The organism is Rhodococcus sp. P4_E4, from assembly GCF_056401575.1.
Genome location: NZ_JBFUJB010000018.1, coordinates 15559 through 32599 on the forward strand (window position 1 = coordinate 15559; position 17041 = coordinate 32599).

Sequence of the window (17041 nt, forward strand, 5' to 3'; positions counted from 1 at the left end):
TCAGGACATCCGACGAATCCTCTCCAAGTTGTGCGACATCAACGGACCAACGGTCTCGAGAGCGGCGGGCGAGGTGATGTCCCAGTGAGTGCACTCGACGGGGTGATTCACGATATCCCCGCTGACATACGCACGCCATGAATCGACTCCACGGTTCAGCCATGGATCATCCAGCGCTGCAGTGAAGTACAGCACGTCGCCATCGAAGATCCCCGGCTGGTGAGCCTGCATCAACGTGTCGTTGTGCCGGGCCGCGAAGACAAGCCTGCCGACATCTTCCGAAGTCAACTCGCCCATGGCGTGCGCGAACTCGAGTCCCATGTCCGCGTCGTCGTCAGCGTCCGAACCTTCACCGTCTTCAGCGGCATGGGCGAAGCTGTCCAGCATCACCAACGAATCGACCGACTCGCCCGCTGCCTGCAATAGCACCGCCATCGAGTGTGCGATCACGCCACCGAGCGACCAACCGGCAAAGTGATACGGACCTTCAGGCTGGATTTTTCGAACTTCCTCGAGGTACCTGGCGGCGGTGAACTCGATGGACTCCGGCAGCGGATCCGCGGACGAGACTGCTGGAGTTTGGATCCCGTACATCGGAGTCGCCGAATCGATGTACGGCGCCAAGCCGGCATAGCTCCAGGCCAGGCCGACGATCGGATGGACGAAGAACACAGGCGGCCGATCACCGGTCGTCCGAATCGGGAACACGACGTCCAGCGCGCCGGAAGATTCTTGTCCGGAGTCGACACGAATCGCAATCGACGCCGGAGTCGGCTCGGTCATCAACCACTGCAATGGGATCTCGCGAGCAAGCGACATCCGCAGTTTGGTCACTACTCGCATCGCCGACAGTGAGTTCCCACCGAGTTCGAAGAAGTTGTCGTCGGCGCCGACGTCAGCGATCTCGAGGACCTCCGAGAAGGCAGTGGCCACAGCGATTTCCGTAGGCGTGCTCGGCTCCCGATACACGATCTTCGACGCAAAATCAGGGGTCGGCAATGCCTTCTCGTCGACCTTTCCTGTCGGTGTCGTCGGCACCTTGTCGATGAAGACGACAGCGCTAGGGATCATGTGACGTGGCAAGAACTCGGAGACAAAGGCGACGACCTGATTCACCTCCGGCGCAGTCCCCGGCGTCGGCACGACGTACGCGACCAACGCGGTGTCCCCGGACGGTGTCCTCTTGCCGCGGGTCATGGCCACATCCACGTCCGGGTGTGCGTGCAGGGCCGAGTCGATCTCCCCGAGTTCGATGCGATGACCACGAATTTTGACCTGAGTGTCGGTCCTGCCCCGGTACTCGATGGTGAGTTCGGGTGTCCAGGCGGCAATGTCGCCCGTGCGATACAGACGATCACCCGGCCGGCCGTGCGGGTTGGCAACAAATCGGGTTGCCGTGAGCACAGACTGGTCATGGTATCCCCGGGCGAGAGCCGGCCCGGACACGTACAGTTCGCCCGGCGTCCCGATCGGCACCGGGAGCAGTCGCGAGTCGAGGATCAGAGTGTCGAATCCACGCACGGGTGATCCGATCGTGACTGGTTTGCCCGCGACGAGATCACCGACGGTGGAGATGTCGGTTGCCTCGGTAGGCCCGTACCCGTTGAGCATGGTTCGACCACGCTGCCAACGGTTCACCAGTTCGGCAGATACCGCTTCCCCGCCCACACCGAGAACCCGAAGCTCTTCGAGCCCTTCCGGTTCCATCGACGTCAACATCGCCGGAGTGATCAGTGCGTGAGTGACCCGACGTCCGATCATGAACCGGGACAACTCTTCTCCGCCCAGGATGGTGGGCGGTGTGACGACCAGAGTCGCCGCCGCGGACAGCGCCGACATCATTTCACCCACCGACATGTCGAAGCTCGGCGAGGTGTTGTGCAGGAATCGTGAGTGCGAGTCGACGCGATAGTGCTCACGACGCTCGGCGGCAAGATTCGCGAGACCACCATGCGTGACCACGACGCCCTTCGGTTTGCCCGTGGATCCGGACGTGTAGATCATGTAGGCCGGATTGTCGATGCGAGCCGCTCCCGCGATACTCGACTCGGGTAGCTCTTGGATCGCGGTTTCGAGTGCGTCCAGATCGAGCCAGCGCACCGAATCGGGAAGTTGATTCCCACCTCGGCTGATGCCGATGACAGCACCGGAGTCTGTGATCATGTGTTCGATCCGCTCAACCGGATAGTCAGGATCGACGGGCAAGTAGGCGGCGCCGGTCTTCGTCACTGCCCACACCGACATCACGGACGCTGCCGATCGCCGGAGTGCCACGGCTACAAAGGTTTCCGGACCGACTCCGTGATCGAGCAGGATGGAAGCAAGGCGGTTCGACCAGGCGTCCGCTTCACGGTATGTCCACGCACGCCCGTCGGCCCAGATCGCGATTCCGTCGGGGTTCTGTGTGACGGCGGAAGCGATGAGATCAGCCAGGGTTGCGCTGGGCGCAGCCGGCAGGCCCGATACCGGGACAAGCAGGCGACGCTCGTCGGGCCCCAGAACATCCAGGATTCCGGCAGCGGTGTCCGGCAACTCCACGAATGCACGCAGGATCCGAAGCATCCTCTCGCGCAGAACCTCGATCGTCGGCGCATCGAAGACATCCTGCTGATACTTGAGCGTGAATGAAATGCCGTCATCAGCGACAACGGTAAGTGTCAACGGATAGTGGGTCGCATCGTCACCGGTGATCGCAGTAACCGTCATGCCGTCGATCGAGCTCGTTGCAGCGATACCTTCCGTATCGACGGGGTACGACTCGAAGACGGTCAACGTGTCGAAGTCAGCGGCATTTCCGACGCTCTTGACGATCTCCGTCAGTCCGAGTTGGTGGTGCTCGAGAAGCGCCGCCTGTTCTGCCTGCAGCCGTGAGAGCAAGGAACGCAAAGACTCCGCGGGGTCGATCGTGACCCGGACGGGCAGCGTGTTGATGAACAGGCCGACCATCGACTCGACATGATCGAGCTCGGGAGGACGACCCGACACGGTTGCACCGAACACGACATCCGTTCGACCCAGCTGGCGCGCCAGCAGAATTCCCCAACCGGCCTGCATCATGGTGTTCAATGTGACGCCGTTGTCGGCGCTGAAGGCACCGAGCTGCTCGGCGAGTTCGGGCTCCACCTGAGTCACAACCGACTCGACGGTGCCGGCACTCGAACCAGCAGACCGTTCCCCGGCGAGCAGGGTCGGCTGCTCGAGCCCGGACAGCGCCTCGGCCCACGCCAACTCGGATTCCGCAGCGTCCCGAGAATTCAACCAGGACAGGTAATTACGATAGGACGCTGCGCGGGGAAGCACCGACTCGTCGCCGTGCGTTGCGTAAAGAACCATCAGGTCCTTCATCAGAAGCGGCATCGACCACCCGTCGAGAAGAATGTGGTGCAGTGTCACTGCAAGCGCGTGTCGACTGGGATCTCGTGTGATGAGCGTGAACCGAAGCAATGGCGGTGTTGCCAAATCGAAACGCTCGGATCGATCACGCGCGAGGGTTCGCTCGTAGACAGCTTCGCGCTCACTCGCAGGCTCGGCACCGAGGTCGACCACACGCCACGGGACATCGACCTCACCGAGAACGATTTGCGCGAGTTCGCCGGACAGATCGGCGACAAAGGCGGTCCGTAGGTTGTCGTGACGGTTCAGCAGAGCAGTCACGGCCCGGTTCATTCGTATCGGATCGACAGTTCCTGTCAGCTCCAGAACCATCTGGGTCTGATAAACGTCGGCACTGTTGCCGGCGAGCAACGAGTGGAAGGCAAGTCCGTGCTGCAACGGCGACAGTGGCCAAATGTCACTGACCAGCGGATACCGGTCTTCCCAGACATCGATGTCCTCTTGAGAGACCGTCACCAACGGAACGTCGGAAGGCGTCAGGCCTCCCCCAGCGCCTCTGCCGACGTGGGAGACCAGGCTCCGCAGCGCGCTCGCCCAGTACTGCGCCAAGCCTCGGACGTCCGTTTCGGTCAGGAGGCGTCCGGCGTAGGAGAACGTCGCGGACAACTCGGCATCACCCGAAATGTCTGTGACTATCGCGTTGATGTCGAGAACTGCGGCGGCAGGCATGTCGGGGTTTCCGGGGCCTTCGATGTCACCGACATCCACGGACGGAGTCCACCCCAAATCGGCGAACTCCTCCGGGACGTTGCCGGCAGACACGCGACCGAGGTAGTTGAAACTGATTTGCGGCATGCTGTCCGGCAGTGGTGTACCCGGGTCGCTGCCGGTCATGTCGCTGCCGGCCGTATCGCTGTCGGTCAGATATCGGAGGACCCCGTAGCCGATGCCACGACCGGGCACGGCGAGCAGTTGTTCCTTGACCGACTTGACGGCCCGACCCGCCGCGACGCCGCCGCGCATGGCGTCGTCGATGTCGAGCGCACCGAGTTCGAGGCGCACGGGATAGACGCTGGTGAACCAACCGACGGTACGCGAGAGGTCAGCACCGGGTGCAGTCTGCTCTTCTCGCCCGTGACCTTCCATCTGGATGAGCGTCGATGTGGTGTGCACGCCTCGTTCGCGACGCCACCGAGTGACTGCAAGCGCCAGAGCTGTCAGCAAACCGTCGTTCACGCCGCCACGGAACGCGGCCGGAAGCTCGGTCAGCAGTGCCTGAGTCGTCGACGCGTCGACGCGCACCTCGATGTCGCGGACAGTTGCGACCAGATCGAGCGAGGGGTCGAAGCGCGCCGATCCCAGATCCGGGTCCTCGCCGTCGACGATTGCCCGCCACGTCGGCAGGTCTGCCGTCGCCCCAACTGCACTGTCCTGCAGCGCATGTGCCCAGCGACGCATCGACGTGCCGACAGGTGCCAGCTGCGCCGGCGCACCATTGGAGATCTGTGCCCACGCGGTCATGAAGTCCGGCACCAGGATTCGCCACGACACTCCGTCGACGACCAGATGGTGCATCACGACGAGCAGTCGCCCGGTCACCTTTTCCGCGTCACCCACCGGCGCGAGCCAGACGCACGCGAACATCACACCGCCGCGCGGATCAAGTTCTCGTCGAGCCAGTTCCACTTGGGATCGTGCCAATTCGGTCAAGCTTTCCGCGCTGTCGACGGCAGCGGGATCGAAGTCGACCTTCCGCACACGTGCGGCCACGTCCACGCTTCCGGGCTCGGCCACGTGCAAAGTTTTGCTGTGCAAGGTCGACCGAAGCATGTCGTGGTGATCGACGACGGCGGCCACCGTGGCGACGATCCCCGCCTGATCGACGCCGACTGGCAGATCCAGTGCGATCGACTGTGAGTAGCGATCGAAGTGATCGGTGCTGCCGAGCACCATGCGCATCACCGGCGTCAGCGGCAACTCTCCGACACCGTTGCCCGGCAGTTCGGCAAGTACCCTCTGCGCCGGCGCGTCAGATCGCAAAACGACCTGTGCCAGCGCGGCAACAGTCTTCTGTTCGAAGACGTCTCGTGGGGTCATCACGAGACCACGAGCCTTCGCTCGGGAGACCAGTTGGATGGATGCGATGCTGTCGCCGCCGAGCCCGAAGAACGAATCGTCGACGCTCACCGCCTCGACACCGAGCAGGTCTGCGAACAGCGAAGCGAGGATCTCTTCCGTCTCGGACGCGGGTGCTCGATAGCGCACCTTCGACGCGGAGAACGTCGGAGCGGGAAGAGCCTTGCGGTCAAGCTTTCCGTTCACGGTCACCGGTAGAGCGTCCAGCACGACATACGCGTCGGGCACCATCGGTCGTGGCAGCGCGGACTCCAGATAGCGCCTTACGGACTCGGTATCGATCACGCGCCCAGCTTGCGGCACCAGGTATGCCGCCAGCCGCTTGCCCAGTGCAGTCTCGACGACAAGCACCACGGATTGCGCGATCTCGTCGCACTGTGTTGCTACCGTCTCGATTTCACCGAGTTCGATGCGTTGACCTCGGATCTTGACCTGACTGTCGATCCGTCCGCGGTACTCGATGGTGAGATCGGCCGTCCAGGCAGCGATGTCACCGGTCCGGTACATGCGCTGTCCAGGATCACCGTGGGGATCGGCGATGAATCGTGTTGCGGTGAGAATGTGTTGGTTGTGGTAACCGCGAGCCAAAGCTGGCCCCGCCACGTACAGTTCACCAGGCGTACCGATCGGCACCGGTCGCAGTCGAGTGTCCAGGATCAGGGTCCGGAATCCGCGCACAGGTTTACCGACCGTGACAGGTTGTCCCGCTTCGAGGTCTGCAACTGTGGAGATGTCGGTCGCCTCGGTCGGTCCGTAGCCGTTGAGCATCGTTCGCCCTGGCTGCCAACGATCGACCAGTTCAGCGGATACCGCTTCACCGCCCACACCGAGAACGCGAAGATGTTCGTGGTCGTGGGGGGCGATCGTGCTCAGAACGGCCGGGGTGATCAGAGCGTGAGTGACTCGTTGCGAGTCCAACAACTCGGCCAAGTCGTCACCACCGATCGTGGTCACCGGAACGATCACCAATGTTGCTGCAGCAGAGAGCGCGGAGATCATTTCGCCGACAGCCATGTCGAAGCTGGGTGACGCGGTGTGCAGGAACCGGGCGTCGGGCGTGATCTGGTAGTGCTCACGCCGTTCGGCCGCCAAGTTGGCGAGACCGGAATGAGTGACAACCACGCCCTTGGGCTTGCCCGTCGAACCCGACGTGTAGATCATGTACGCCGGATTGTCGATCCGCACCGGCGGCCAGCTCGCGCTCACCGGGGCTGCCGCCAGTTCTTCGGCGATGTCCTCGAGAACCAACCATTCGACGTCGTCGGGCAGGAACTGACGCTGCTCGGCGATCGTCACACCCAACCTCGCTCGAGAATCTTCGAGAATGTGGTCGATGCGATCGGCCGGATAGCTCGGGTCGACCGGCAGATATGCGGCACCCGTCTTGGCAACCGCCCAGACTGCGAGGACGGATTCGAGCGATCGTGGAAGAGCCAGCGCAACAAATGTTTCCGGTGTGATGTCGCGTCGCAGCAGGACGTGAGCGAGGCGGGTCGAGAGTTCGTCGGCCTCGGTATAGGGGACGGCGCGGCCATTCCACAGGAAGGCGATCCCCGTTGGATTCGACGAGACCGCAGCAAAAATCAGCTCGGACAGAGTCGCGGGATGCGCCGCCGTAAGTCCTCGCACCGGCACCAGTAGGTTCTGCTCGTCCCGATTCAGGACGTCGATATCCCCGATTACTCTCGCGGGATCCCGCGTCAGCTGCTCGAGCATCATGACGAATCGGTCGGCGAACGACGCAGCCGTGGAACGGTCGAACAAATCCGTCGCGTAGGTCAGCGAGCCACTAACCGCTACCGACTCGGTGTCTGCGCCGCTGGTAGATTCCGTGGTCTCGAACAACGTCAAGGCAAGATCGAATTGAGCTGGAGTGACGTCGAATTCGACGGCGGACACCCGCAGATCAGGAAGCTCGAACGTGGCGTCTTCGATATATTCGTAGGCAAACGTGACTTGGAACAGCGGTGTGTGAGCCTGTGAGCGAACAGGTTGCAGAGCGTCCACCAGTCTCTCGAAAGGCACATCGACGTTGCCGAACGCACTCAGATCTCGGTCACGCACCTGGTCGACCAACTGCGCGAACGTCAGTGCGGGGTCGGCCTCCGTTCGCAGGACGACCGTGCCGACGAACATTCCGATGAGATCCTCGAGAGCCGCTTCGCCTCGTCCGGACACGGGCGTGCCGACGATGATGTCGGTGCTCGCCGACACTCTCGCCAACAGTGCCGCATACGCAGCGTGAATCACCATGAACACACTTGCGTTGTGGTGATCGGCGACCTCACGAACGCGATCCATGATCTCGGACGCGATGTCGAAGCGAACCATCGCACCGTTCTGGGTGGCCACCGCCGGTCGCGGTCGATCGGCCGGAAGCTCGAGCAGTTCCGGAATCCCGTTCAATGTTGATTTCCAGTAATCGATCTGAGTCGATGCGATGCTCTTCGGGTCAGCCTCGTCACCGAGGAGCACCCGCTGCCACAGCGCAAAGTCGGCATACTGGATCTCCAGCGGCGCCCAGAACGGGGCCTGGCCGGTCAACCGTGCCGAGTAGGCGATCATGACGTCGCGAGCCAACGGCGTCATGGACACGCCGTCCGCACTGATGTGATGCACCGACATCACCAGTACATGCTCGAATTCCTCGACGCGGTACAACTTCACGCGAATCGGCACGGAAGCAGTGACGTCGAAACCTTCGGACATGACCTCGAGAATGCGAGTGTCGAGGTCGCCACGGTCGACGTCGATCGGGCTCAGATCGAACTCGACGTCCTCGGGTGTCAGGATCACCTGGACGGGGCCGTCACCGTTGTCGGGGAACACTGTTCGCAGCGACTCATGGCGCGTCAGAACATCACCGAAGGCGCCGCGAAGCGCCGGAACGTCAACGGTGCCGGCGAGTCGGATGGCCAACGGGATGTTGTATGCCGCAGATTCGACATCGTACTGATTGAGGAACCACATCCGATTCTGTGCAAGTGAAAGCGGGATCTGCTCCGGACGAGTCTGCACCTCGAGGGCAGGCCTGTCGGCACGCTCTGCATTGTCCAGTGCAACAGCAAGTTCCGCCACAGAGGGGTGATCGAACAACGTCCGAAGCGGCAACGCGGTACCAGCGTGTTGGTTGATGCGGCTGACAAGTCTGGTCGCATTGAGCGAATTACCACCCAACCCGAAGAAATCATCATCCACACCAACCCGCGACTCACACCCCAAAACCACCGCAAAAGCAGCAGCCACCACCAACTCCGAAGCAGAACCAGGCGCCCGAAACACCCGCACACCGAAAACAGGCTCCGGCAACGCCTTCCGATCCAACTTCCCCGCACTCGACAACGGGAACTCGTCAACAACAACCACCACATCCGGAACCATGTACGACGGAAGCACCAACCCCACCGCAGCCCGCGCCCCCACCGAATCCACCGAAACTTCCGCATCGACCGAGGACCCAGCCGTCACATACCCGACCAGACGACTCCCCCCATGCACCACCACCACAGCACCAGAAACACCCGGCAACGCACCCAACGCCGACTCGATCTCACCGAGCTCGATCCGCACCCCACGAATCTTCACCTGAAAATCCGACCGACCCAAATACACCAAAGACCCAGCAGCACTCCACAACACACGATCACCCGTGCGATACATCCGAGCACCCACCACAAACGGATTCGCCACAAACCGATCCGACGTCAAATCCGGACGCCGATGATAACCACGAGCCAACTGCGCACCATCGAGATACAACTCACCCGCAACACCCACCGGCACCGGACGCAACCGCGAATCCAACACATACCCACGCGTATTCCACACCGGCGTCCCGATCGGCACCACCCCCGACACCGAACCCACAATCCGATGCGCCGTCGTCGTAATCGCCGCCTCCGTCGGACCATACGTGTTATGCACCGCAGCCGACGTCAACGAACCCAACGCCACCGCAAGCTCCGGCGACAACTCCTCACCACCGGCAAACAAATGCCGCAACGAACCCAACGCACCACCAAAACCATCAGCCACCAACGCCGCAAGCACCGACGGAACGAACTCCGCCACCGAAATCGCATGCTCGACCATCACACCCGCAAGATAATCCAACTCACGATGCCCACCCGGCCGCGTCACCACCAACCGCGCACCCACCGTCAACGGCAAAAACGACTCCCACACCGACACATCGAACGTGAACGGCGCACGCGCCATCACCCGATCATCAGCACCCACCCCGTACTCCCCAGCCAACCACGCCAACTGATTGACAATCGCCCCATGACTGACCGACACCCCCTTCGGCCGACCCGTCGAACCCGACGTGAACATCACATACGCCGCATTACCCGACCGCAACGGCGCAACCCGATCACCATCAGAAACCCGACCACCCGAAAACCCACCCACATCAAGACCATCGAGAACAACAACATCCACACCCACAGGCAACACACCCACAAACGCAGAAACAGTCAACACGAGCTGCGGCGCAGCCGAATCAACCACAAACCCGATCCGCTCCACCGGCAACTCCGGATCAATCGGCACATACGCACCACCCGCAGCAACAACCGCATGCATCGCCACGATCATCTCCACCGAACGCTCCACCGCAAGACCCACCAAAACATCCGGCCCCACACCACGCCCGATCAACCACCGCGCCAACCGATTCACCCGCACACCGAACTCGGCATACGACAACACCACATCACCGAACACCACAGCCACACGACCCGACGACACCTCAACCGAAGCCGCCACCAAATCCGCCAACGTCACACCGTCAACACAACGATCCGTCTCATTCACACCCCCCAACACCAACCCACGCTCCACCACAGACTCCACCTCGAACATCTCGACTCGCCGATCCGGTTCTGCGACAGCAGTAGTCAAGACCGATTCGAAGGCGTACATCAGGCGTGAGGCGGTGGATTCCTCGAACAGATCAGTGGCGTAGGTCAACTGAACGACAAGCCCTGCCGGTAGGCCGTCGTTGTCGAATTGTTCGGCCGCAACAAAATCGAGGTCGAACTGAGTGCTCACCACCGCAGGTTCGATGCTCTCGATGTGCAACCCGTTGAGAGTCAACCGTGAATCGAGATGGTTCTGTAGTGCGAGGCTGACCTGGAAGAGCGGTGAATAGGACTGCGAACGAACGGGATCGAGTACCTCGACCAGACGCTCGAACGGAACGTCGCCGTGCGCAAAAGCCTGAAGATCGACGTCGCGGACTCGGGACAGCAGGTCGGTGAACTCCTCACCTGGATCGACTCTGGTGCGCAACACGACGGTCCCCACGAACATACCGACGAGATCGTCGAGCACGCGTTCGCCGCGCCCGGCGGTCGGCGTCCCGACGGCAAAGTCGTAACTGCCGCTGAACCGTGACAGTACGACGGCCAGAGCAGCATGCAACACCATGAACGGCGTAGCGCGATGCCGTCGTGCCAGTTCGGAAATTGCCTGTTGCAGAGCAGGTTCGAGATGCACGCTCAGAAGCGATCCTCGTCCGGAGGCCTCAGCCGGGCGGGGCCGATCCAACGGGAGTTCGAGGGCGGCGGGCGCTCCCTCGAGAGCGTTCCGCCAGAAGTCCAACTGTCGTGTGACGAGTGAGGTCGACGATTCTTCCGAACCCAACGTCTCGAGCTGCCACAGCGCGTAATCCGCGTACTGCACCTCGAGCGGCGCCCACAACGGCTCCATACCTCGGGACCGCGCCTCGTACGCCACCATCACGTCACGCGTCAACGGACCCATCGAGAAACCGTCACCCGCAATGTGATGCACCGTCATCGCCAGGACGTACTCGAACTCGTCAACCTGCAACAGCGAGGCTCGAACGGGGATCTCGGACGTGACGTCGAACGTCACGCCGAGAACATCGGCCAGCACGCTGTGGAGCGAATCCTCCTGCACCGTGACAATGTCGAGAATGTCGAGAGCACGAGGTTCCTCGACGACCTCCTGGTAACCCGTTCCGTCGTACTCCGGGTACACGGTTCTCAGGACCTCGTGGCGAGCGATCACGTCGGCGACACTGGCGCGCAACGCCTCGACATCCAATGGACCTGTGAATCGCAGAACCACCGGGATGTTGTATGCCGACGAATCGGGATCGAAGCGATTGAGGAACCACATACGAGTCTGCGCAGCGGAGAGCGGAATCCTCGCCGGCCTCGGCTGCGAACCCAGCGCGGGCCGCCGCGAAAGCTCGGCAGTTTCCACCACTGCAGCCAACTCTGCGACAGTGGGCGACTCGAAGACCACACGCACGGGCAAGTCCGTGCCCGCCGCGGCGTTGATCCGCCCGAGCACCCGAGTTGCACTGAGCGAATTGCCGCCGCGTTCGAAGAAGTCGTCGTCGATGCCCACCTCCCCCGTGCTTCCGCTGCCGAGAACCTCGGCAAAAGCGGTCGCCACCGACAGTTCGGCCGGTGTCGTCGGTGCACGGAAACCACGTGCCTCGAAGACTGGCTCCGGTAGCGCATGTCGATCTACCTTGCCTGTACTCCCCAGCGGCAGGGAGTCGAGCGTCATCAGCGTTGTCGGAACCATGTAGCCGGGCAGGGTGGCGCGCAGTCGTGCCAGAATCGCTGAGCTCTCGATGTCCGAGCCAGCTGCCGCGGTGACGTAGCCGACCAGGTTTTGCTCACCGGTGGCCGACGTCGTGACCGTGACCACCGCATCGCGGATCGGTCGTTCGGCGCGCAACGCTGTTTCGATCTCGCCGAGTTCGATGCGGAAACCTCGGACCTTGACCTGGAAATCTGCACGCTCGAGGTATTCGAGGCTGCCCGCGGCATTCCACCGAACCAGATCGCCGGTTCGATAGAGACGCTCTCCCGTTCCATTCGGGTCGGCGACGAAACGGCTCGAGTTCTGCCCCGCATCCCCGATGTACCCGCGCGCCAGCTGAACTCCAGCGAGATAGAGCTCACCTGCCACACCGACCGGAACCGGGTGAAGCCGCTCGTCGAGTACATGCAGGCGCGTGTTCCAGGCGGGGGTTCCGATCGGCACTACGGCAACGTCTGCATCGCTCGTTCGGTGCGCTGTGACGCTGACCGCTGCTTCCGTGGGTCCGTACAGGTTGTAGACCTGCGCCGAACTCTGCTCTCGCATGTGCTCGGCTGTCTGTATCGGGAGAGTCTCGCCGATGCACAGAATCCTGGTGAGCGAATTCGGCAGTCGGCGCTCGGACACACTGAGCAGCGACAACATCGAGGGGACGGCATGCAGTGTCGTGACGTGCTCACGCTCGATCAGCAGCGTGAGGTACTCGCCGTCCTGCTGTGCCCCTGACTCGGCGAGAATCATGCAGGCGCCGGTTTGCAACGCCCACCAGTATTCCCAAACGGACAGGTCGAAGGTAGATGCAGTTTTGACGAGTACGCGGTCGTGCGCGCCGAGCGGGAATTGATCCTGCTTCCACAAGAGTTGGTTCGTGATCGCTCGATGGGAAATCGCCACGCCCTTGGGCTTTCCGGTGGATCCCGAGGTATAGATCGCGTATGCGATGTTGTCCGGTCGCAGGCAGGCGAGGCGTTCGGTGTCCCGAATCGGTGCTGCGTCGTTTCCGTCCAGATCGAGAGTTTCGATGTCCACGACGTGGAACTGCCCGTCGAGCGAATCGCGGGAAGTGCTCAGAACAACTGCGGGCGCTGCAGATTCGAGGATGTGAGCCGTGCGTTCTGCCGGCTGATCCGGGTCGAGCGGAACGTAGGCCCCGCCTGCCTTCACCACCGCGTACATGGCAACGACCAGTTCGACGGAGCGCCGCAGATTGAGCGCGACAGTCACTTCCGGGCCGATCCCGATTCCGATCAAATACCGTGCCAGGCGGTTGCTTTCGGCGTCGAACTCGGTGTAGGTCAGGCGACGGTCACCGAGAACCAGCGCTTCGGCGCGCGGTGTTCTGCGCACCTGGGCGTCGAACAGATCCGCGAGGGTCGTCTCTGGAACGACAGTGTCGGTGTTGTTCCACGTGTTGACGGTGGCCGCGATCTCTTCGTCGCCGAGCAGAGCGACGTCGCCTACCGGGAGGTCCGGGTTTCGACCGATCGAATCGAGAACGCGAAGCAGACGGTTGGCGAATGTCGCCACTGTGGATTGGTCGAACAGATCCGTTGCATAGGTGAACGACGCCGACATCGACCCCGAGTCCCCAGGGGTGACGGTCAAGTGCAGGTCGAACTTCGCCGTCCCGACTGGGGCGCCAACTGCCGCGATCTGCAGTCCGGGTAGCTCGAACATTGTCGGCGTGAGGTTCTGGAAGGACAGTGCCACCTGGAACAACGGATGGCGGGCTGTCGATCTGACCGGATCGATGATCTCGACGAGCCGCTCGAACGGTAGGTCCGCGTGCGCGAAGGCGGCGAGATCCTGATCGAGGGTGTGGTTCAGCAGGTCCGTGAACGGTGCTGCCGTGTTCACCTGGGTTCGCAATGCCAAGGTGTTCACGAACATCCCCACGAGTGCATCGAGCGACTCGTGCCCTCGTCCCGCGATGGGCGAGCCGATGGTGATGTCAGCACTGTTGCCCAACCGGGCAAGCAGTGCGGCGAATGCCGCGTGGACCACCATGAACAGGCTCGCGCCTGATCCGACAGCAAGATCACGCAGTCGATCGGCGGTGTCCGAGCCGATCGTGAAGTGAATCTCCTTGCCGCGGTAGCTCTGACGGGGCGGACGTTGCCTGTCCGTCGGCAGACTCAACAGGTCCGGAATTCCGGCGAGTGCAGAGGTCCAGAACTGAATTTGTCTCTGAGCATCGACGGAGGGATTCTCATCCGCGCCGAGCAGATCATGTTGCCAGAGCGCGTAATCCGCATACTGCACGGGCAACGGTGTCCACTGTGGAGCTTCGCCGCGAGACCGCGAAACGTAGGCACCCATGACGTCGGCGGCCAGGGGTCCGAGCGATGATCCGTCCGATGCGATGTGATGCATGACGACGGCGAGCACATGTTCGGTCTCGGAGATTCGATACAGAGCGGTCCGCAGTGGTACGTCAGTTGTCACGTCGAATCCGGTGCCGGCAAGAGCAAAGAGCCGCTGCGACGCTTCGGCTTCGGTGACGTCATGCGGAACCAGATCGAGATCCACCGAAGACTCGGGCAGGATTTCCTGGCGAGGACCGTTCGGGGAATCCGGATAGTAGGTACGCAACGACTCGTGGCGTTGGACCACGTCACGAAGCGCGAGAGCCAACGCCGGCGCGTCCAGGGTTCCGCTCAGACGAAGCGCCAGGGGCAGGTTGTCCGTGGCAGCCGCGGTGTCGAATCGATTGAGGAACCACATCCGATTCTGCGCCGGTGAGAGCGGAATACGTTCAGGTCGCGGTCGTGCTTCCAATCGGGGCTGATCATCACGTTCTGCCGAGTCTGCCACCAGTGCAAGTTCTGCGACGGTCGGCGCCTCGAACAGCGCCCGAACCCCGAGTTTGATCCCGAACGTGGCGTTGACTCGGGCAATCGCCCGAGTCGCGCTGAGCGAGTTTCCACCCAGCTCGAAGAAACTGTCTTCTGCGCCGACGGTACCGGTACCGAGAACGTCGACAAAAGCGCTCGCGACACGAATCTCTGCGAGTGTGGTCGGCACCCGGAACATCGCCGAGGCGATGAACTCCGGAACGGGAAGTGCTGCGCGATCAAGCTTTCCGGCCGGAGTCAGGGGTAGCAGATCCAGCAGGATCACGGCACTGGGCACCGAGGCACGTGGCAGCACCGCGGATACGGCTTCGAGGACGGACTCCGCCGACACCGCATCTGTGGTGGTGACGTAACCGACGAGTTGATCGCCGAGAGAGTCATGTCGGTGAACAGTGGCGGCAGCAGCGCTCACTCCGCGAACGGAGGCGAGCGCTGATTCGATCTCCCCCAGTTCGATGCGGAGCCCGCGAAGCTGAACTTGGGCGTCGGATCGTCCGATGTACGCCAGTTCGCCCTGCTCGGTCCAGGCGACGACGTCGCCGGTCCGGTACATCCGCGCGCCCGATGCACCGAACGGGTTCGCCACGAAGCGTTCTGCGGTCAATGCCGCGCGCCGGTTGTACCCACGTGCCAGGCCGGGTCCCGACAGATACAGCTCGCCCCTGACACCGACGGGGACGGGATTGAGGGCGGAATCGAGGACCAGAACGTGTGCGCCTTCGAGCGGAATACCGATCGTGACGGGCGAGAGTGACGTGTGACGGTGTTGCTCGCCGTCACCGACCAGAGCTGCAGTGTCGTGGAGAGCCCCGGTCTTGGTGATGACGATGGTGCTCTCGGTCGGCCCGTAACTGTTGAAGAGTCTTGTCTGGCTGGGAAAACGGTCGAGTAGCTGCGGCGGAAAGACGTCGCCGCCGAGCACGACGACTTCGAGATCCGACAAAATGCCTGCGTCGACGGTGGTCATCGCAGCAGGAGCCGTCACCACATGGGTGACGCGATGACGCCGGATCACGTCGGTGAGTTCCTCGCCGGCAATGACCGACGGAGGTGTGATCACCATCGTGGCACCGGCGGTGAACGCAAGGATCATCTCGAACATGGACGCGTCGAAGCTGGCCGAGGACAGTCGCAGTACCCGAGAGTCGCGCGATACCGCCAGATCAGTGCGGGTCCGAGCGGAGAACACGGACAGTCCCCGGTGAGTGACAGCGACGCCCTTGGGGAGACCGGTCGAGCCTGACGTGTAGATCAGGTAGGCAACATGATCCGCGTGCAATGGGCGGATCCGATCGGCATCGTCGACCTGCGCAGCGAGGTAGCGATCGAGGTCGAGATAGTCGATCTCGATCGTATCGATTCCGTTCGGAAGTGTTGGCGCCGTCTCGGAGTCGGTGATCACGACCAGCGCTGCAGAGTCTGCCAGCATGTGTGCGATGCGCTCGTCGGGATACGTCGGATCCACCGGAACGTACGTTGCTCCGGACTTGGCAACAGCCCACAGTGCGAGGATGGACTGCGTCGAACGTGGAAGAGACACCGCAACAGCTGTTTCGGGGCCTATCCCACGTTCGATGAGGAGCCGAGCCAGCTGTGAGGATCGCACATCCAGCTCGCTGTACGTCATCTCACCGTACGACTCGGAAACGATTGCCACATTCGCGGATTCCGAGTGCAGGGTCAACAGATCTGCCAGGGTGCGAACCGTTGGCGCTGACGGACCGAATGCCGAAGTAAGTCTGGTGTATTCGTTCTCGTCCAGAACGGCGATATCCGCGATTGCCACTTCCGGAGTCTCGACAATCTGCGCGAGAATCCGGTGGAACCGCTGCGCAAATCCGTCCACGGACGTGCCGGTGAAGAGGTCTGTGGCGTATGTCCAGGTGAGATTCAACGAATCTGCGTGCTGGACCATCGTGATCTGGAGGTCGAACTTTGCCGCGGCGACTGCGTTGTCCACGGCTTCGATCTCGAGACCAGGCAGCGTGAACGCAGCGGTTCCCTCTTGCTCCTGAGACAGAGCCACCTGGAAGATCGGCGCGTGGGCCTGGGAGCGAGCGGGTTGCAGTATGTCGATCAGCCGCTCGAATGGTAGGTCGGCATTCTCGAACGCAGTGAGGTCAGTGGCT

1 protein-coding gene (cut by a window edge) is annotated in these 17041 nt (G+C 62.2%); it reads right to left on the reverse strand.

The window, feature by feature from the left end:
- On the reverse strand, nt 1-17041 hold the 3' portion of the coding sequence (locus AC1DVN_RS20095; protein WP_477994157.1) for a non-ribosomal peptide synthase/polyketide synthase. 11585 nt of this gene lie beyond the right edge of the window; the window shows 17041 of its 28626 coding nt (coding positions 11586-28626); its start codon lies off the right edge, out of view; the stop codon is at nt 1-3.